The following is a 20661-nucleotide window of genomic DNA, read 5'->3' on the forward strand; positions in this document are numbered from 1 at the left end:
TTATTAAATTGTTCTTGACTGCGCTCGCACTGACATTGTTCATTGTAAAAATCCGTTTAAGATTTTTATGTATAGGTCTATTCCCTCTTCAATTTCCTTTATATATATAAATTCGTCTGCTGAATGGGAACGGGTACTGTCACCGGGCCCTAATTTTACCGATTGGCAACTCAATGCCGCTTGGTCGGAGAGGGTCGGGGAGCCGTATGTTTTTCGTCCTAGGGCAATCCCACTTTTCACCAAATTATGATTCGGATCGATGCTCGATGAATTCAAACGCAGCGAACGGGGTGTCAATTTGCAGGGAGCTTCCTTTTGAAGCGTATCCGCTATTTCTTGGTTGGAGTAGCAATCATTCACCCGTACGTCCACAACTAAATCCACCTGTGCAGGCACCACGTTGTGCTGGTTCCCAGCGTTGATTTGGGTAACGGTAATTTTTACCTCACCTAGGGCATCAGAAACTTTATCAAAAGAAAACTCCTTGAACCATTGTAGTACATCAATGGCATTATAAATGGCATTATTTCCATTAGGATGCGCTGCGTGCGAGGGAGTGCCCTCCACAACCGCATCAAAAACCACAAGTCCTTTTTCTGCAATGGCCAAATCCATTAGGGTAGGTTCGCCCACTATCGCTACATCAATAGCGGGAAGTATGGGCAAGAGTGCACGAATGCTTTTTTCACCAGCATTTTCCTCTTCTGCCGTTGCCGCCATAACAATATTGTGGTTCAGTCTTTCCTGTTCGAAAAAATGGACAAAGGTCGCCAGTAAGGAGACCAAACAACCTCCGGCATCATTACTGCCCAGACCAAACAGTTTGCCATCTTGAATATGCGCATTGAAAGGGTTCTTGGTGTAGGCGCTGTTAGGCTTAACCGTATCGTGATGCGAATTCAACAATAATGTCGGTTTTCTCGCGTCAAAATGCTCGTTGAAAGCATACACATTGTTGTATTGCCGTTTCGATGGGATGCTAAAATCATTCAAAAACGCTTGAATAATATCGGCAGTTTGGTGCTCTTCTCCAGAAAATGATGAAGTGCTTATGAGTTCTTTCAGCAGATCAATAGCTTTTTCAGTCAATATGTTTTGATTGATTTTCATAGCGTTAAGGTTGTAAAATTTGAGTTGTTTTCACTGAGCATGCTATCATCTCCGATACAGACCTTGGCGACATTATTCCTGAGCGCATAAAAGCAATTGTGCATTTTGGGCAACATACCATCGGCAATTATACCTTTGGCCAATAACACATCATAATTTTTCGAGTCAATATGGGTGATAACCGAATCTTCATCCTCAATGTCCTGCAGCACTCCCTTTTTCTCGAAACAGTAGTACAATGTGGTATCAAAATCTTGGGATAACCCAATGGCCACTTCAGCAGCAATGGTATCGGCATTGGTGTTGAGTAATTGTCCTTTTCCGTCGTGCGTAAGGGCACAGAAAACGGGTGTAAAACCGACTTGAAGCAATTGAAAAATACCATAGGCATTTACTTCTTTTACATCGCCCACCAGACCAAAATCCACATCTTTTACTGGTCTTTTGTAGGCTTGAATGGTATTTCCGTCGGCTCCACTCATACCTAAAGCATTAATCCCTATTGCCTGTAATTGGGCCACAATGTTTTTACTGACCAATCCGCTATAGACCATTACGGCGACATCTAGGCTTTGGATATCAGTAATACGTCTACCGTTGCTCATCTTGGTTTCTATGCCCAACTTGTTTCCAATTTCGGTCGCCTTTTTACCTCCTCCGTGAACCAGTATTTTGTTTCCCTCTATTTTGGAAAACAAGTCCAGTATTTTGGATAACCTAGCTTCCTCCTCAATGAGGTAGCCACCTATTTTTACTATGGACAATTTTTGTTTCATAATGATTCCAATAGTTTTTTGAGTACAATTTGTGCTGCAAACGTTCTGTTATTGGCCTGTTCTATAACCAATGATTTGGGGCCGTCCAAAACGGTATCTTCTACAACCACATTTCTTCGTACGGGCAAGCAATGCATGAACTGTGCGTTACCCAATTTTTCCTGTGTCATCATCCAGCTTGCATCTTGATGAAATACTTTGCCATAGTCGGAGTAGCTACTCCAGTTTTTCACATATACAAAATCGGCATTTTGAAGGGCTTTATCTTGGTTGTGTTCAATTTGGCAACCTTGGGTGATTTTGGAATCCAACTCATACCCCTCTGGATGGGTGATTACAAATTCCGCATCCTGTAACTTCATCATTTTCACAAAAGAATTGGCCACGGCATGGGGCAGGGCTTTTGGATGAGGTGCCCAGGACAATACAACCTTCAATCTGGATTTAGGCCTGTGCTCTGCCAAAGTAATGGCATCGGCCAAAGCTTGGAGCGGATGCGCCGTAGAGCTTTCCATATTTACTATAGGAATGGAGGCATATTTGACAAATCCGTTAAGTATTTCCTCCGCTTCATCCTTTTCTTTGTTTTTTAAACCAGCAAAAGCACGGATAGCTAGAATATCACAATATTGCGAAACGACATGTGCTGCTTCTTTGATGTGTTCGGAAGTACCTTGATTCATAACTGTGCCCTCTCCAAATTCTAATGTCCAGCCTTCCTTCCCAAAATTCATTGTCATAACCTGAATTCCCAAATGCAAGGCAGCTTTTTGAGTACTCAATCGGGTACGTAAGCTGTTATTAAAAAACAAAAGACATAAGGTTTTGTTTTTACCCAAATTCTGAAAATGATATGGGTTTTCTTTTATAATGCGAGCCTCTTCCACCCATTTGGGAAGTGAATCGATATCGTTTATGGTCAAATAATGCTTCATTGCAATGCTTTTTGTAGCGCTTCAAAAAATTCATCAATTTGCTCTTTGGTAATGTTCAATGCTGGCAAAAATCGAAGTAGTTTCTTGTTCTTGGCACTTCCGGTGAACATATGATGATTGTAAATCATTTGTTTTCTCAGTTCGGCTACTTCAAAGTCATACTCAATACCCAACATTAATCCTTTCCCCTTTATTTTTCTGATTTTTGGAATTTTGGCTGCCTTTTGCTTAAAATAGTCGCCCATTTTTGCGGCGTTTTCCAGAAGACCTTCATTTTCCAAAACTTCTAAAACCGCCAAACTGGCGGCACAAGCCAAATGATTGCCCCCAAAAGTGGTGCCCAGCAGTCCATAGGAAGGCTTGAACGACTCATGGATCAGGATTCCACCCACGGGGAAACCGTTTCCCATACCCTTGGCTATGGAAATGATATCGGGTTGGACGCCGTGATGTTGGAATGCAAAGAATTTTCCGGTCCTTCCATAGCCCGATTGAACTTCATCGGCGATGAGGACTACGTTGTTTTCTTTACATTTTTTGGCAATGAATTGATAGAATTCCGTCGTGGGTTCATCCAATCCTCCAACGCCTTGGATAGCTTCGATGATTACCGCGCAGTACCCACCCGACGTGATGGTTTTTTCGAACGTCTCAAAATCGTTTAAAGAAAGAAAGGTAACTTTCTGTTGTTTGTTGATGTGTGCCTGGATACTCGGATTGTCCGTAGCGGCAACGGCGGCGGAGGTTCTGCCATGAAAGCTGTTGTTAAATGCTATCACTTTTGATGTACCAGTATGGAAAGAAGCCATTTTGAGGGCATTCTCGTTAGCCTCGGCCCCAGAGTTGCACATGAAAAGGGCGTAATCACCACATCCGGACATTTGCCCCAGTTTTTCCGCTAGCTTTTGTTGAAGTGGATTTTGGATGGAATTGCTGTAAAAGCCCATCTTATCCAGTTGATTCTTGATTCGCTTCACGTAATGCGGATGGGAATGCCCAATGGAAATCACGGCATGCCCCCCGTAGAAGTCGAGAAATTTTTGGCCTTTATCATCCCAAACTTCAATGCCTTTGGCAGAAACAGGGGTAACATCATAAAGGGGATATACGTCAAATAGTTTCATTATTTTGATTTTTGTCATTTCGAATTGCCCTTGGGCGGTGAGAAATCTAGATATCTCACATTCGTTCGATATGACAAGGTTTAACCTTTTCTGATATCACTTATTTTTTCATACGAGGTTACAATGCCCCTGATCAACGAAGAACTCAACCCTTGATGCTCCATTTCATTCAGTCCTTCAATGGTGCACCCTTTGGGTGTGGTGACCCTGTCAATTTCCTCCTCAGGATGATGTCCAGACTCTATTAACAGACTGGCAGCCCCATTGCATGTATGCATGGCCAGTTCTTGGGCTTCCTTCGAATCGAACCCCAATTGAATGGCTCCTTGCGTTGTGGCCCGAATCAATCGCATCCAAAAGGCGATACCACTGGCACAAATCACCGTCGCCGCTTGCATTTGCTCCTCTGGAATTTCCAATGTATGCCCCATTCGATTAAAAATGGCCTTGGCCAAATCGATACGTTTTTTACCCAATTCGTTACTACAGATGCACGTCATGGATTTCCCTACCGAAATGGCCGTATTGGGCATACTTCGGATAATAAATTGGTCAGAGCCTATGATTTCCTCGATTTTTTGAATTCCAAATCCAGTGATGGTACTAATCACCACATGGTTTTCTTCCAAGAGGTCCTTGGTTTCTTCCAGAATGGAACCAAAGTGGCCCGGCTGCACGGCAAAAATGAGGATATCAGAGTTTTGAACGGCTAGCCTGTTATCCGAAGTGACAGTCACATTACCATACTTTTCAAACTCTTGGATTTCAGCGGTGTTTCTTTTTGTGAGGTACATGGTGGTGGCTCCATTACTATGTAAAATTCCCTTGGCAATGGCCAGTCCCAAGTTTCCTGCTCCTATAATTGCTATTTTCATGTTTTTTTTATTTAGTCATCTCGAGCGGAGTCGAGAGATGGATCTTTCTTTTTTAAAAAACTCCTGCTTTTAGTTTTAATCCCTCACCTTCATCAAACCCGAACATCAAATTCATGTTCTGAACCGCCTGTCCCGAGGCTCCTTTCAATAAATTATCTATTGCAGAGGTGATCAATAGCACATCTTCATGCTTGTGCAGGTGTATGTGGCAATTGTTGGTGTTTACCACCTGTTTAAGATGAATGGGCTCATCCGAAAAATGTGTAAAAAGGGAGGTTGAATAAAAATCATCATATATTTTCCTTGCTTCTTCCAAAGAACCCTCAAATTGGGTATAGGCCGTCGCCAGAATCCCTCTGGTAAAATTTCCCCTATTGGGCAGGAACAGTAATTTACCTATTTGGTTTCCAAACGACTTCAAACTTTCCCCAATCTCACCCAAATGTTGATGGGTAAAGGGTTTGTACCAAGATATGTTGTTGTTCCTCCAACTGAAGTGTGAAGTTTCGGAAGGTTTTATGCCCGCACCTGTGCTTCCGGTCATCGCGTTGATATGCACTTCGTTGTCAAGTAACCCATCCTTTGCCAAGGGCAACAGGGCCAACTGAATAGCAGTGGCAAAACAGCCTGGATTAGCTATGGTCATGGCATTTTTAATGTGCTCTTTATTCAACTCCGGGAGACCATAAACGAAGTGATTTCCGCCAAAAGCAGCATTTTCGCGCAGCCTGAAATCATTACTCAGATCAATAATCTTGGTTTTGGTGGCAAAAGTATTTTCGCTTAAGAACTTCATGGAATTGCCATGCCCCAAACACAGGAATACAACATCCACGTCTGGGTTGATTTGCCCAGTGAACCCTAAATCGGTCAGACCCAAAAGATCCTGATGTGCAGAAGCGATTGGTTTCCCTGCCCTTGTTGTACTGAACACAAAGTCAATTTCTGTCTCGGCATGATTTAACAAAAGCCGGATTAATTCACCTCCTGTGTATCCCGAACCTCCTATGATTCCAGCTTTAATCATTTCCTTGATTTACATGGTTTGCAATTTTTCCCGAATTGGAAAGTATTTTGATGAATCCTTTGGCATCATCTGCGGTCCAACCTTTATTGACTTCCCCGTAACTTCCAAAGGAAGCATTCATCAAATCGTGTTTTGAGGTAATCCCGTTCAACTCAAATCGGTAAGGATGGAGTGTCACGAAAATCTCACCCGAAACATTCTTTTGGGTATCGGCCAGAAAGGCTTCAATGTTCCGCATCACTTCGTCCAAATAGTTGCCCTCATGGAGCAACATACCATAAAAATTACCCAATTGCTCTTTTTGGTATTGTTGCCACTTGCTCAGCGTATGTTTTTCCAATAAGTGGTGGGCTTTTATAATTATTAAGGGAGCTGCGGCTTCAAACCCTACCCTGCCCTTTATTCCAATGATGGTATCGCCTACATGAATATCCCTGCCAATGGCATATTTTGACGCAATGGCGGACAACTTTTCAATATTGGCAACGGGACTGTCTTCTTCACCATCCAGAGCAACCAATTCCCCTTTTTCGAATGTCAACCTCAGTTCCTTGGGAATCTCTTTTTCCAAAGGATTTGGATAGGCATTTTCTGGGAGGGGTAGATGTGAGGTCAGGGTTTCATCACCCCCCACAGAGGTGCCCCAGAGTCCTTTATTGATGGAATACTTGGCCTTTTCCCAAGAGTAGTCAATACCGTTTTGCTGTAAATAATTTATTTCTTCCTCTCGAGCAAGTTGATTGTCGCGAATAGGAGTGATGATTTCAATTTCTGGCGCCATGATTTGAAAAATCATGTCAAATCGAACTTGATCATTACCAGCCCCTGTACTACCATGTGCAATATATTTTGCCCCAAGTTTTTTGGCATGATCTACAAGCTCTATAGCCTGAACGATTCGTTCAGCGCTCACGGAGAGCGGATAGGTATTGTTTCTGAGCACATTTCCAAAGATGAGGTATTTCACCACTTTCTCGTAGAAATTGGAAACGGCATCTATCGACGTGTAGGAAGATGCGCCCAAAGCCAGCGCCTTCTGTTCTATTTGAGCGATTTCAGCTTTGCTGAAGCCTCCAGTGTTTACGCTCACGGCATGTACTTCATACCCTTTTTCTTGGGATAAATATTTGGCGCAATACGATGTGTCGAGTCCTCCGCTATATGCTAATACTAATTTTTTCATGTCTTGTTTATTCAATTTCTGTTGTTATATTGTACACAGTGGAGATGTGATGTTGTTCTCGACCGCGCCCAAAAGGACATCTTATTTCAATTTCTTTTTAAGGAATAGGGTTTCTTTCATTTTTTTGAGTCTTTGAAAGGCTCTTCCATTAATTTTTCTCGGATCTGATTTTTTTGCGTGTGGGTCATACAACATTCCAGTGCACAGACACATTTTTTGTTCGGTTCGGGTCAAAATGTCAAAATTCTTACAGGTTTGGCAACCTTTCCAGAACTCGGGGTCATCGGTCAGCTCGGAAAAGGTGACTGGTTTGTAGCCAAGTTCGTAGTTCATTTTCATGACAGCCAACCCGGTGGTGATCCCAAAGATTTTGGCATCGGGGAATTTTTTTCGGGACAGCTCAAAAACGGCTTTTTTTATTTTTTTGGCCAATCCCTGGTTCCTGAAATCGGGATGAACAATTAGGCCAGAATTGGCTACAAAGTTTTTGTTTCCCCAGACTTCGATGTAACAAAAACCGGCAAACTTTTCACCTTCCAAAGCAATAATGGCGTTGCCGTTTTGCAAACGTTTTATGATGTATTCGGGAGTACGCCTCGCAATACCGGTACCTCGAACCTTGGCAGATTCGGTTATGGTGTCGCTTATGATCTGTGCATACTTAAAATGTGATTCGTTGGCAATTACAATTTCCATTGCAAGCGTTTAAACTGAAAAAAATATTGAAAACTTTGGTTGTGTTGCGGAAATGGACTCACCTATTTCCATGAATGAAGTGCACCCTTACGGGCGACGGCGTGGAGCGAATGGACGTACTGGAGCAGGGCTGCTCAAGGTGAATATTATGTACTCTAGTCCTTTCATGATGGAATAAATGTACAAATTAATTCCAATTGGCCTAAGCGTCGGGCCAATTTTTGAAGAAATATAACTTTTTGATGTCATAACCCAACATTTCATAAATGAACAGGCCCATCACCAAAATATATTCAATGGCCAGGAGCCATAGGTTTTCAGCATAATCGGGATTGGAGTAGGCATAATAACTCAAAATAACCAGAAATGACCACAGGATGGGAAACTTATATTTGGTGAACATGCCCAAGCCCAAAAGAAATATCAGGTACCAGGGATGCACGGTACTGGAAAGCAAATAGTATGCGCTCAATGCCAACAGCATAGAGATTATTACACTCTGCAATGAGTCATTCTTTCGAAGAAAGGATATAAGTAAGATAATTGCTATGGTGAAACCAATCACAATGGTGCCGTAGACTTCAATCAGTTCCCAGGGCTTGGCCTTAAAAAAGTCAACGGCGATTATTTTGACAAGATTATAGATGCCGGCATTGAACTCGAAATTGGAAAACCACAACCCCACGGTTTCGGAATAATGGTCAATAAAGGTTGATGCGTAAAAAGGAAGCAGTAGGAGAATACAGCCAACCCCAACGGAAATATAAAAGAGCAGACTTCTTTTAAACCCAAAAAACTTAAGGAAAATGGGTAAAAACAACAGGGGGATAAGCTTTACCATAATGGAAATAGCATATACTGGGGCTGCCCAAAGCCATTTGTTTTTGGATATTAGGTATATGGACAAAATAAAGAAAAAGAGCATTACTCCTTCAAAATGAAGATTTCCAGTGAGTTCAATAATGACGAGGGGATTTAGGAAGTACCAGAAAATATTATGGGTAGGCTTGTCAAGATGTTGAAGCAGCTTCCTTCCCCAAAAAAGAATTCCAATATCGGCCAAGATTATGGTCGCCCGCATAACGATTATGGAACCCAGCAGGTTTCCATTACTTATTAGGGAAGCCAAGGCGAATATTACTTGGTTAACAGGGGGATAATTGCTGTAGTGTTTGGCACTCAGTTCTCCCATACCATCAACCAGGTTGTGTGCGTTGGGAAAGATCAGTTGGTTTTGCGCTAAAATTTCGTTTGGCGTGAACAGATAAGGATTGATACCATTATTGATAAGCTCCCCGTCCCAGATGAACCGATAAAAATCTTGGGAGAGGTTAGGTTCCGCAGAGAAAAAAACCAATCGAAAGAGCACTCCGGCAATCAAAAGAAAGTTGAAGTTCCAATGTTGAAGTTGTATGAGTTTATAGTAAAAGTAGAATGCTCCTGTGTAGAGCATAAGGAGTTTTATGAAGTCGGCGCGATTTAAATCGTATCCAAAACTCCAATAAAAGACTACACTGCCCAACGTAAAAAGCAAAGGGTATTTATGGAGTTTCCAGAACGTTATTATTTTATGGGCCATTGCCAACGACACTTCTTAGGTCGGCAATAAATATAAATAATATTGAATTGGGAGTGCTATCCTGCCATCTAATGGCAATGGCCTGTGCAAAACCCAGTTGGCAGGATAGCAGTTACTCCTATACGGTTGCCACCAAAATCTCGGCTTCACCGTTCGTAGGGTTCATGGCTTTTTCTCCATAAATTTCAATGTCCGTGGTAAAGGTGCGATTTAAATCGGTGTTCCATATTTCCATCCAGGTGTTGATGATGGCATCCTTGGTCAAGTCGCCTTTGGCGATGAATTGGGTATAGTTGGACTCGGGTACGATTTTTACGGTCATATCCTCGGGGATATTGTCCAAACTGGACACATTACAACCAATGACCACGGTATAGGGTTGGGTTTGATTTCCTTCGTAATCCGTGTATATGGCATAAATGGTATGGTCCACTTTGTTTGGGATGCGATTCATGATGTTTTCAGCCATGAATTTCTCCCATAAATTTGGGATGTCCTTGTCACCTTTTCCGGGTTCGTTTGAGGTTCTGGTTGCGATTCCAACAATGGTCAATTCTTCTTTTTTTGTGTTTGTCATGATGTTGTATTTTTAGATTTGCCCAAAAATATTCTCAGTTGATGACAAGGGTATGTCAGGGGTGTTTGAAATGGATCAATTCATCTCTTGTTTTCATCAAGTGCATCCGGATTTATAAGTTGAAAATCGGTAACTTCACTTATCGGACGATATACTTCATTAAAACGAAGCATATCTTAATTGTTACAGTCAATTTTGACCCACCGATTATTATCTTGGCAACACGCTACACTACCCTTCCATTCTACCTTCAAATCTTTTCTCCTATTTCTTGAAGTACAAGTTTTCACTTAAATCAAAACCACAAATTTGCATATTGTTGTCGTGTATATTATATTTGCGACAACATTTTAATCAATGGAAATTATATGAAGCATGAGCCAGACCCCGATAAGCCCGAAAATGATTTAGGCTTTTTACTATGGCAGATAACCATGACTTGGCAAAGAAAGTTAAATAGAGCTTTAGATGAAATTGATTTAACGCACACTCAATTCGCTATTATATCAGCGCTAAGGTCTTTGCTCAAAGAATCGAATACTGTTACACAAAAATCTATTGCAGAACGAAGTAATACCGATACTATGATGGTTTCTAAAGTGCTTCGAACTCTTGAGAAAAAAGGCTTCGTAGAAAGAAAAGAGCACGAAACAGATACCAGGGCAAAATGTGTATTTCTTACATCAAAAGGAATAAAAACTTTTAAGCATGCCTTTAAAATCACTTCGGCAGCCAATCAAGATTTTTTAAGTAAACTATCAGATAAAGATAAGTTTATCAAGGAGTTACAAAATATAGTGCGAATTGATAAAATATTCAATAAATAACAGATATGGAGCTAAATAACAGACAAATAAGTTTAAAAGCTAGGGTACTACATCGCTATTTGGGGTTTTTCTTATCTGGTGTAATGGCGATGTATGCCATTAGTGGCATCATTATGATTTTTAGAGAAACGAATTTTTTAAAAACAGAAACCGTTGAAACCCGACAATTAGAACCTAATCTAACAGGTGGAGAATTAAGTCCAAAGCTGCGAATGGGTGTAAAAGTGGAGAAGCAAGAAGGTGATGTCTTATATTTCAAGGAAGGTAATTATAATCAAGCGACGGGAGTGGCGACCGTTAAAAAAATGAAATTGCCATTTGTACTTGAAAAGATGGAACGACTACACAAAGCAACTACAAATAGTCCATTCTATTTTTTCAATATCTTTTTTGGTTTGTCATTACTCTTTTTTGTACTCTCGGCATTTTGGATGTTTTTACCCAGTATGCCCATTTTTAAAAAAGGCTTAAACTATGCAATTGGTGGTATGATACTGACGCTTATCATGTTGTTCTTCTAGGGAATGACTTCTTTTTAAAATATAAATAGATTAATACTAATTCGATAAAATTATGCGTAAATCAATATTGATATTTTTAGGGCTTGTACTGCTGACTGCTTGCAATCAAACTAATCAAAAAAAGAAAGTACCTCAATATTTAGAGTTATTGAGTAAAAAGTCTCAAGTCTTACTTGAAAAAAAAGGTGTCACATTTAGAGATTTAAACAACAACGGGAAATTAGATATCTATGAAGATGTCAATCAAACTATCCAAGATAGGATTGAAGATTTGTTAAGCCAAATGACTTTGGAAGAAAAAGCAGGTATGATGTTCATTAACGGGACACCTGTTAGTGCTGACGGAAAACCAGATGGTAAAGAAGGCCTTGAAGGCCATTTGTCAAGAATGCCTTCCGTTGTAGAAAATATGGACAAACTAAAAATGACACATTTTAATATTTGGAGTATTCCACCTGACCCAAATATTTTTGCAAAATGGTACAACAATACGCAACAAGTCGCTGAAAAAACAAGATTAGGTATTCCAATTACTATTGCATCTGACCCAAGACATCATTTTAGTAATACGATTTTTTCAATGAGTGCAAAAGGTTTCGCTCAATTTTGTGAAATGCCAGGTTTTGCGGCTATTGGCGATGAAAAATTGGTAGCAGAATTTGCCAATATCGTCCGTGAAGAATATTTGGCTGTTGGTATTAGAGAGGCATTACATCCTCAAATAGACTTAGCTACCGAACCTCGTTGGGCAAGGATTAGTGGAAACTTTAGTGAAGATGCGGAATTGACAGCTCGATTGGTCAAACCTTATATTAAAGGTTTGCAAGGTGACAAACTAAGCAATGGTGTAGCTTGTATGACGAAACACTTTCCAGGAGGTGGCCCACAAAAAGAAGGTTTAGACCCACATTTTTCATTTCAAAAAGGACAAATATATCCTGGTGATAATTTTGACTATCACTTGATTCCTTTCGAAGCTGCTTTTGAAGCAGGGACGGCCGCAATCATGCCTTACTATGGTGTACCGACTGACCAAACGGATGAGAATGTAGCGATGGCTTATAACAAAACCATCATTACCACTTTATTGAGAGAAAAATATAAATATGATGGTGTTGTCTGTACCGATTGGGGCTTGATTACTGACCGACCGATGGGACCCGATGTGGTTTGGAAAGCAAGGGCGTGGGGCGTAGAAGATTTGAGTGCGGCAGACCGAGCGTTGAAAATTATTGAAGCAGGTTGTGACCAATTTGGTGGTGAGAACAGACCGGAGTTGATTATTCAATTGGTCAAAGAAGGTAAATTGACTGAAGAACGCATTGATGTTTCCGTAAGACGTTTGCTAAAACAAAAGTTCCAATTAGGCTTGTTTGACAACCCTTTTGTAGATGAAACGAAAGTCAATGAAGTTTTTGGTAAAGAATCATCAAGAGCATTAGGAGAGAAAACACAAAAAATTTCAATGACACTTTTAAAAAATTATAAATCAACATTGCCATTAACACAAAAGAAATTTAAGGTATACATCGAAAACATAGATAGTACAACGGTAGCTAACTATGCCGAAGTAGTTACAACACCCGAAGCGGCTGATTTTGCTATTATTAGATTAAATACGCCGTGGTACCCTGCTGAGACAAATGTTCCTATGGCAAAAGGTTTTCATCATGGTGATTTGGATTTTAAAGGCGCTGAAAAGCAGCGAATTTTAGATTTATTGAATAAAGTACCAACAGTTGTTGATATTTATTTAGATAGACCTGCTGTAATCCCTGAAATCACTAATGCTGCAACGGCTCTAATTGCTAATTATGGTGCAAGTGATAAATCAGTTTGTGAGGTACTTTTTGGAAATACTAACCCGCAAGGAAAGTTACCTTTCGAGTTGCCGTCTTCTATGCAAGCCGTAGAAAATCAAAAAACGGATGTGCCGTATGATAGCGAAAATCCATTATTTGAATTTGGGTTTGGATTAGAGTATGAAAAGAATTAAAAACTGACTGTAACAACGTATATAAAAAATAGCGGTTTAGGTAATTACCTAAACCGTTTTTGTGTTTAATTGAGTATCTTTCTTTCGGGAGAAGTAAAACATGAAAATCCGCTACTTGCCATATACAATACCGATAAGTGCAACTGATTTTTATTGGTCTTCTGAATTAGAATAACTCGCATTATATTTATCATATGACTTATAATACTCCTCCAAGGTCATGTTATGGGATTCAAAGGTCTCATAGGTATTGGTGATTTTTTGGATAAGGTCTATCCGGAACACCCGAAACGCCTTTCTAAGGCGGCAATAGGCGATGAGCAACCATTTTTCTTCGGTACTGTATAGGGCAAAAGGCTCTATGTTTCTATTGGTGAGCTTGTTTTCCAGGGACCTATACTCGATATTCAGCACCTGAAAATTGGTCAATGCCGATTGGATGCGCATGAGATAATTGCTGGTTCTTTGGTGTAGATAATTATCGGTAAAATAGATGCGGTCCTTAAGCAAGTTGGCCTTGTCCTTTTGTGCACCCTTCAACAGCGCTTTTATTTTTAGAATGGCATCGGCATAGTATTGCACAAAGGAGGCATCCTTGTTTTTGAGCACCAATTGTTCGGCGGTGATCAGTGCATTGGCCTCATCTTCCGTGAACATGACCGGGGGCAGTTGATAGCCTTCCATCATGGAATATCCCTTTCCTTCTTCGGTGACCACGGGAACCCCGGATTTTTCCAAAGTACGGATGTCCCGATATATGGTCCGTATGCTGACGTTGTGTTTTTCGGCCAGCGTTTTGGCGGTAACAATCCTAGAGGATTGTAATTGGGTTAAAATAGCTGTAAGTCTTGAGAGTCGCGGTTTTTCTTCCATGCTACATTAGAATGCATTTCTAAAGGCATAAATGTAGCCATTTTGGTTTCCATCGCAGAAATGATATCACAAGTTCGGTTTCGAGGAACACTTCGACTTCGCTCAGTGTCCTAAACGTAAATAAAAATAGGGGCAAAAGGATTACGCCTTGGCCGTCAAGGATTTAAAGAATACAAAGCCAAATCCTAGGAACAACATTAAATGAAAAGGAAATAATCCGAAATCATTTAAAGGAATAGCACTGTACATACCGAACAGGAAGTAAATCATTAAAGCGAATTCCAAAATCATGTTGGGGGATAGTTTTTTCGCCAAATATTTATTGCCTTTCCAGGAATCGGTAAGGTTATTGATATTGAATTTGGGTGTGCGTACAAATTCACTTCGCTTGCCCAAATGGCCTTCCAAAACAGCCACGGTATTGTGCAAGGAGAATCCTAAGGCAACCGAAAAGAAGGTAAAAAAGAGTTTGATGTAATCCACAAAATTGTCAAAACTGCTGCCTTGGATACTTTTGTAGGTGAACCAGTAACAGATGAAAAGGATGATGGTACTTATGATGAAAAAGCTGGTCACTTCAAATACCCAATCCAGGTGCCCAAATGTGTTTTTGATGTACAGCATGGGGATGCTCAGCAACGCCACGATGAATACGCAAAGGAACATGGAACTGTTCAACAAGTGCATCACTCCATGGAATTTGGTCTTGAAAGGAATATTCTTTGCTTTGATTACACTCCAAACTGTTTTTCGGAAGTTTTCGGCACCACCCTTGTTCCATCGGAATTGTTGCGAACGTGCGGCACTGATGACCACGGGAAGCTCCGCAGGGGTTTCCACATCTTCCAAGTATTTGAACTTCCAATTCTTCAACTGGGCTCGGTAGCTCAAGTCCAAATCTTCAGTCAAGGTATCGCCCTCCCAGTTTCCAGCATCATAGATGCATTCCTTTCTCCAAATACCCGCGGTACCGTTAAAGTTGATGAAATGACCTTTGGAATTTCGTCCTACTTGTTCCAATGTAAAGTGTGCATCCAAAGCGAAGGCTTGAATACGCGTAAGTGTGGAATAATCTCTATTGATATGTCCCCAACGGGTCTGCACTACGCCAATTTCTTCATCTTTGAAGTAAGGGACGGTCTTTTTTAGCCAATCACTCTCTGGAAGAAAGTCGGCATCAAAAATGGCGATGAAATCACCTTTGGCAATGGCAAGTCCCTCTTTCAACGCACCTGCTTTGAAACCTTGTCGGTTTTCCCTTCTTATGTGTTGAATGTCAAGACCGTTTTTTTGAAGTTCCTCAACACGCTTAGCAGTTTCATGAACGGTATCATCGGTAGAGTCATCCAAAACCTGAATTTCCAATTTGCTCTTGGGATATTCTATCTTGGCAATGTTGTCCAACAAGCGCTCCATTACGTATTCCTCATTGTAAATAGGAAGTTGAATGGTCACGAATGGTATTTCCTTGGGATCTAAAAGGTTGAATTTAGGCGCTTCGTCATTTCGTTTTTTGTAGCCGAGATAATTGATCAGTAAATTCAACTGGGAGAGGCTGTACAGAAAAATTAAGACTAAGGCTGTACTATAAATGGCTATGATAATGTATGTAATAGTGAGTCCCATGTTACTTTATACTGTATTTAAAAATCCAACCTAAAATTTTTACGCCTGCAAATATAGTACCTTTTACTGTACCTGATACCTTGGAAACCCCAATTCTTCGTTTGTAACGCACTGGTACTTCGATATATGTCATGTTGTTTCTCAAAACTTTCAACTGCATTTCCACTGTCCATCCATAAGTTTGGTCCTTCATGTCCAATTTTTTGAGCTTTTCATACTTTATGGCCCTAAATGGGCCCAAATCCGTAAATCTTGCGCCAAATAGTATTTTCATTAAAAAAGTGGCCAATCTATTGCCAAAAACCTGTTGTGGTGTCATCGAACCAGGTTCCCTAAGGGCTTTTTTCCTTGCGCCAATCACAAAATCAACACCATCTTCCAAAATAGGGGCTACCACTTTATCCATCTCTTCAGGATAATCTGAGTAATCTCCGTCAATAAATACGATAATGTCGGGTGCTTTGGATTGTTTGGCGACATAATCTAGACCTTTTAGGCAGGCGAACCCGTATCCCCTGCGATTTTCGCTGATAACAGTGGCCCCTGCCTTTTTTGCATTTTGCATAGTATTGTCGGTGGAGCCGTTGTCCACAACAATGATTTCGGAAACGGAGGACGGCAGTCCAGAAACAACCTTGGCAATAGAATCGCCTTCATTGATGGCCGGGATGATAACCTTGATATCTGGCATTGCCTAATTTGAAAGTGTTACTTTTTGTTTTAGGATTGCAAAACTAAGTCATTCCCCATATTTCTCTGGATGTGATTTTGGAATAATTGAAATGCATGGTTGGACCTACTTCTGATTTACAAGTGACATCAAATCAACATCATTGCCCAATAGCACTTGATTGCTGTCAATCCTGCCTTTTAAGGGTCCATTTTCCAATTTTAACACTCCTCTTGGGCAAACTGCGGAGCAAATACCGCAACCCACACAACTGGAACGTACAATGTTCTCGCCTTTTTGGGCATAAGCACGCACATCGATACCCATTTCACAATAGGTGGAACAGTTTCCACAGGAAATACACTGCCCCCCATTGGTGGTGATTCTAAATCGAGAGAAAAGTCGTTGTTGAAACCCTAAAATGGCGGCCATGGGGCAGCCAAAGCGGCACCACACCCTATTTCCGAAAATGGGGTAGAAACCGGTCCCAATAACTCCGGAAAAAATGCTTCCAATCAAAAAGGAGTAGGATTTGCGGAGTGTTTCCGATTTAAACAGAAATACATTGCCATCACCACTGAAAAAGTGCATACCGATCAAGGCCATGATGATTACGAAGTATCCGATGGCCCCATATTGTGCATCCTTTTGCAACTGTTCTCTTTTGAAAAGCATCACCCAAGCGAAAACTAAGGTCAGCAAGCTGGCAACTCCAATCAAAAAGGTGCTCTTGGTGAGCCAATACTTGCTGGTGTCGGTTCCCAAATAGGAATAAACTACCGCAGTGGTCATCAAAGTGACGAAAACCACCACACTGTGGACCACCCAACGTTCAATTTTCCATGCTTTCAGGGATTTATCGCTCAATTGTCTGAAAGAATCCCCTGCAGTTTCTGCCAATCCACCACAACCGCAAACCCAAGAACAGTACCATCTTTTACCATATTTATAGGTAAGGATGGGTGTGATGACGAATATGGACAGGATACCAAATATCAACAAAGCAAAACCGATGTCTCCAGAACTTAGAAAAGCCTTGATCCTATAACCTTCAAAATTATAATAGTTCAAGGGCCAGACATTTTTTAGATCATAATAGGGAAGACTTCCGCCATTCAATATTTTATCGCCGTTCAAACGGGCCATCACTTCTGGAATAATGAAGGCAAAGGCCGTCTGAAAAAACATAACGCTCATGGTTCTAATACGCTCATAACGGTTGTGACGGTATTTCCACATGAACTTGATGCCAAAGGCCAAAATAGCCACGGTGTAAAGGGTGCCATACACAAACCACTGACTTGCCGGATTTCCACTCAAAGCCTTGCTCAAGGGGTCAAAAAGAGCAATTACACCTTTGTTGTCCCCATCACGAACAAGTCCTAAATATTCTGGATAGAAATAAAGTACAATGTAAAACCCAGTTAATGCGATACCAGCAATCCAACCCCAAAAACCACGACTGGAAATCGATTTGAACCAGACCCCATCATTTTTAATGCCTGGCAATTTATGTGAATAGGCCTCCCATGAAAACCACAGTGTTCCCGTGAAAATGGCCGCAAGCGAAATAGAAAGCCAGAGTCCCTTTTGGGGAAAGGAAACATTAAACATGGCCAATAGCATAATTGTCAGACCGAACATACCGATTAGGGTGGCTATTTTCTGATGCCTGTTTAAACTTTTGGGAGGTTGCCCAGTAAGGGCCATACTTCTGTCGTAAGTGCTCATTATATTTATTTTAGGAGGTCTGGAATATGCGTTTTAAGCTTTTCTTTTTTGGTACAATCGATTTTCCGTATTCTGTGTTGAATTTATCCGCAATTTCCGCTTCATAATTCTTGTAGAACTCAGGATCAAAGTTGGCGTCTATGAGATGTTCCACCACATAATCTACATCCTTTTTCTCCGTCAGCCAACGGTCAAAGACTTCATGTCGCATGCGTATACCGAAGGTGTTGATGCCCAAAAATGCTCTTGAATCTTTGTCAAAGGCCACTGTAATGCAGACTTTTTCTGTTGCATGGCGCCAATGGAAATGCTTTTCATACTCTTTTTTGCTTCTTTCGGAAAAGACCCAACCGTAGGTTTGGTACTCGATATCCAGAAACTTGGCAGAATTGAACCAATGTCCAGGTCTGTATTCTATTTTGTTGCCACAAATGGTTTGCGCAACGGTTTCTCCCATCATGCGCCCTGTGTACCAAACAGCTTCAATCGGTCTACGGTTGCCGATGGCCTGGTGCTGTTCCGCACAATCACCAATGGCATATACATCTTCCACATTGGTTTCCAAGAATCGATTTACCTTAACGCCCCGACCGAGTTCAATTCCAGATTCCTTCAGAAAGTCAATATTGGGTGAAACCCCGGCGGTAAGCCCCACCATATCGCAGGTAATTTCCTCTCCTGTTTCGGCCACGATAATGGATTTGACCTTGCCATTCTCATCAGAAACAATTTCTTTAAGGTTAGAACTTAACCTTAAGTCGATATGGTGTTCTGAAATATGTTCGTTGATCATTTGTGATTCTCCCTCCGGCAAAACCCCGTTCCAAAAACTACTTTCGCGTACCAAGAATGTTACCGGGATGTCACGACTTCGTAACATTTCAGCCAACTCAATGCCTATCAAACCTCCACCAACAATAACCGCTCTTTTACAGACATCTTTATTCGGTGCATTGGTTTCCAAAAGGTCCAAATCTTGCTTGGAATATAATCCTTGCACTCCATGCAAATCCTGACCTGGCCAGCCAAACTTGTTGGGCTTGGATCCTGTTGCAATTATCAGTTTGTCATAGTGTAAGCTTCTTGAACCATCAACCACAAGTTGTTTGTTTTCTGTAATCACCTGGGTGACAAAACCTCGCATGAGCTCAATCCTATTTTTCTCCCAAAACCAGTCTTCATAGGGTTGTATGTGTTCAAACTTCATGTGTCCCATATAGACGTACATGAGAGCCGTTCTTGAAAAGAAATAATCGGTTTCGCCCGATATGATGATAATTCGTTTGTTGGAAAGCTTTCGGATATGCCTGGCCGCAGTGACTCCGGCAATGCCATTTCCAATAATGACGATGTTCTCCATGAGGTGGTTGTTTGTGGCTATTGTGTCGTTTTTAAATATAGGAACTTAATTCTTTGGAATAATTTAGAAAGAATTTAATTAAAGTGTTGTATTATTTTTAGATTCTCTTAACTTTTAAATAGCTATTTTCGAAAAGGAGATTGCATCAAAATGAAAAAATGGTTTTTCATATGGGCACTGGTTTTATATTCCTGTAGCGGCCAGAACGGGACTAAAATCAATGGAGTAAGCTTTGTAGGTTCTCGAGAACCTGTTGATCAAATCCATGTAAATCCTGTACTGGACATTCATGCCAATTATGCTGCCGTTATGCCCTTTGGTTTTTTGAGAAGTCCCAATTCTCCCAACCTCATCTTTGATACAGAAAGACAGTGGTATGGAGAAACCAAGCGGGGAGCGCACCAATATATAGAAACGCTGCACAAGAATGGGGTTCAAGTAATGTTGAAACCCCAAATTTGGATTTGGAATGGCGAATTTACCGGGGATATGATGATGCAGTCCGAAAAGGATTGGAAAGCATTGGAAGAATCCTATTCGAAGTTTGTCATTACTTTTGCAGAACTGGCCCAACTGACCCAATGCGACATTTATTGCATCGGAACGGAACTGGAGGAATTTGTAAAACATCGGCCTGAATTTTGGCAGGAGTTAATTACCAAAGTCAAAACAGTATATAAAGGAAAGCTTACGTATGCGGCCAACTGGGACGAGTATACCTGGACACCTTTTTGGGAGCAATTGGATTACATTGGGGTGGATGCTTATTTCCCATTAACGGATAAGCGTGTCCCAAGCATTGAGGAATTTAGACAGGGTTGGCAACCTTGGAAAGAGAAATTGCACAGTTTCTCAGAGAATCTTGATAAACCCGTTTTATTTACCGAGTTTGGTTACAGAAGTATGGATTATGCCGGAAAAAAACCATGGTTGGTCGATAGAAATCAAATGCAGGTAAATCTAGCGGCCCAAGAAGCTGCCACTCAAGCTATATTTGAAGAATTTTGGAACGAGGATTGGTTTGCTGGAGGTTTTCTCTGGAAATGGTTTGTAAATCACAAGGAGGTGGGTGGACACTCGGACAATAGATTCACGCCACAGAACAAACCAGCCGAGAATGTTATCCGAAAGCACTATGCTGGGTTAGGAAATTGAAACCTAAAGGTTATTGTTAT

At 41.0% G+C, this 20661-nt stretch carries 19 protein-coding genes; 4 read left to right on the forward strand and 15 right to left on the reverse strand.

Annotated elements, in window-relative coordinates; all coding sequences use genetic code 11:
* Positions 1-39: 39 nt before the first annotated feature.
* From GTQ34_RS09165 to GTQ34_RS09210, 10 genes are all read right to left on the reverse strand, one after another.
* Complete coding sequence (locus GTQ34_RS09165; protein WP_166523471.1) at positions 40-1110, reverse strand: M20 family metallo-hydrolase; 1071 nt, start codon at positions 1108-1110, stop codon at positions 40-42.
* Positions 1107-1886: an acetylglutamate kinase gene (argB, locus tag GTQ34_RS09170; RefSeq protein ID WP_166523472.1), complete on the reverse strand. Its 780-nt coding sequence runs from the start codon at positions 1884-1886 to the stop codon at positions 1107-1109. Before argB ends, GTQ34_RS09165 begins: the two co-directional genes overlap by 4 nt.
* Positions 1883-2821: a Rossmann-fold NAD(P)-binding domain-containing protein gene (locus GTQ34_RS09175; RefSeq protein WP_166523473.1), complete on the reverse strand. Its 939-nt coding sequence runs from the start codon at positions 2819-2821 to the stop codon at positions 1883-1885. Before GTQ34_RS09175 ends, argB begins: the two co-directional genes overlap by 4 nt.
* Positions 2818-3945 carry an aspartate aminotransferase family protein gene (locus GTQ34_RS09180; protein WP_166523474.1) on the reverse strand — a complete coding sequence of 376 codons (1128 nt, stop codon included), beginning with the start codon at positions 3943-3945 and terminating at the stop codon, positions 2818-2820. Before GTQ34_RS09180 ends, GTQ34_RS09175 begins: the two co-directional genes overlap by 4 nt.
* Positions 3946-4025: 80 nt before the next feature.
* A complete protein-coding gene (gene proC / locus GTQ34_RS09185) occupies positions 4026-4820 on the reverse strand; it encodes a pyrroline-5-carboxylate reductase (RefSeq protein WP_166523475.1) in 795 nt (264 codons plus the stop codon).
* Positions 4821-4872: 52 nt separating this feature from the next.
* Positions 4873-5847 carry an N-acetyl-gamma-glutamyl-phosphate reductase gene (argC, locus tag GTQ34_RS09190; protein ID WP_166523476.1) on the reverse strand — a complete coding sequence of 325 codons (975 nt, stop codon included), beginning with the start codon at positions 5845-5847 and terminating at the stop codon, positions 4873-4875.
* A complete protein-coding gene (gene argG / locus GTQ34_RS09195) occupies positions 5840-7030 on the reverse strand; it encodes an argininosuccinate synthase (RefSeq protein ID WP_166523477.1) in 1191 nt (396 codons plus the stop codon). The genes argC and argG overlap by 8 nt, the downstream gene beginning before the upstream one ends.
* Before the next feature lie 81 nt (positions 7031-7111).
* A complete protein-coding gene (locus GTQ34_RS09200; protein WP_166523478.1) occupies positions 7112-7726 on the reverse strand; it encodes a GNAT family N-acetyltransferase in 615 nt (204 codons plus the stop codon).
* 202 nt (positions 7727-7928) lie between these two features.
* Positions 7929-9305: a polyprenol phosphomannose-dependent alpha 1,6 mannosyltransferase MptB gene (gene mptB / locus GTQ34_RS09205; RefSeq protein WP_166523479.1), complete on the reverse strand. Its 1377-nt coding sequence runs from the start codon at positions 9303-9305 to the stop codon at positions 7929-7931.
* Between the two features lie 118 nt (positions 9306-9423).
* Positions 9424-9882: a GyrI-like domain-containing protein gene (locus GTQ34_RS09210; RefSeq protein WP_166523480.1), complete on the reverse strand. Its 459-nt coding sequence runs from the start codon at positions 9880-9882 to the stop codon at positions 9424-9426.
* Between the two features lie 368 nt (positions 9883-10250).
* On the opposite strand from GTQ34_RS09210, the gene GTQ34_RS09215 reads away from it, so the two are divergent.
* The 3 genes from GTQ34_RS09215 to GTQ34_RS09225 are packed head-to-tail and all read left to right on the forward strand — an operon-like array spanning position 10251 to position 13226.
* The gene (locus tag GTQ34_RS09215; RefSeq protein WP_166523481.1) at positions 10251-10709 is read left to right on the forward strand and encodes a MarR family winged helix-turn-helix transcriptional regulator; all 459 of its coding nucleotides are present in this window, start codon (positions 10251-10253) and stop codon (positions 10707-10709) included.
* Between the two features lie 5 nt (positions 10710-10714).
* The gene (locus GTQ34_RS09220) at positions 10715-11230 is read left to right on the forward strand and encodes a PepSY domain-containing protein (RefSeq protein ID WP_166523482.1); all 516 of its coding nucleotides are present in this window, start codon (positions 10715-10717) and stop codon (positions 11228-11230) included.
* A 52-nt stretch (positions 11231-11282) separates the two neighbouring features.
* Positions 11283-13226 carry a glycoside hydrolase family 3 protein gene (locus GTQ34_RS09225; RefSeq protein ID WP_166523483.1) on the forward strand — a complete coding sequence of 648 codons (1944 nt, stop codon included), beginning with the start codon at positions 11283-11285 and terminating at the stop codon, positions 13224-13226.
* Between the two features lie 150 nt (positions 13227-13376).
* On the opposite strand, the gene GTQ34_RS09230 is transcribed toward GTQ34_RS09225, so the two are convergent.
* From GTQ34_RS09230 to GTQ34_RS09250, 5 genes are all read right to left on the reverse strand, one after another.
* Entirely contained in the window at positions 13377-14099 is a 723-nt protein-coding gene (locus GTQ34_RS09230) for a helix-turn-helix transcriptional regulator (RefSeq protein ID WP_166523484.1), read from the reverse strand.
* 141 nt (positions 14100-14240) lie between these two features.
* On the reverse strand, positions 14241-15725 hold the full coding sequence (locus tag GTQ34_RS09235; protein WP_166523485.1) for a cellulose synthase family protein: 1485 nt from the start codon (positions 15723-15725) through the stop codon (positions 14241-14243).
* 1 nt (position 15726) lies between these two features.
* Complete coding sequence (locus tag GTQ34_RS09240; RefSeq protein WP_166523486.1) at positions 15727-16416, reverse strand: glycosyltransferase family 2 protein; 690 nt, start codon at positions 16414-16416, stop codon at positions 15727-15729.
* Between the two features lie 105 nt (positions 16417-16521).
* Complete coding sequence (locus GTQ34_RS09245; protein WP_166523487.1) at positions 16522-18126, reverse strand: 4Fe-4S binding protein; 1605 nt, start codon at positions 18124-18126, stop codon at positions 16522-16524.
* A 10-nt stretch (positions 18127-18136) separates the two neighbouring features.
* A complete protein-coding gene (locus tag GTQ34_RS09250; protein WP_166523488.1) occupies positions 18137-19486 on the reverse strand; it encodes an NAD(P)/FAD-dependent oxidoreductase in 1350 nt (449 codons plus the stop codon).
* A gap of 150 nt (positions 19487-19636) precedes the next feature.
* Between GTQ34_RS09250 and GTQ34_RS09255 the strand changes: the two genes are divergently transcribed.
* Positions 19637-20641, forward strand: a complete 1005-nt coding sequence (locus GTQ34_RS09255) for a glycoside hydrolase family 113 (protein ID WP_166523489.1) — start codon at positions 19637-19639, stop codon at positions 20639-20641.
* The last annotated feature ends 20 nt before the right edge of the window (positions 20642-20661 follow it).

The sequence above is a fragment of the Flagellimonas ochracea genome, assembly GCF_009903685.1.
Taxonomy (GTDB): Bacteria; Bacteroidota; Bacteroidia; order Flavobacteriales; family Flavobacteriaceae; genus Flagellimonas; species Flagellimonas ochracea.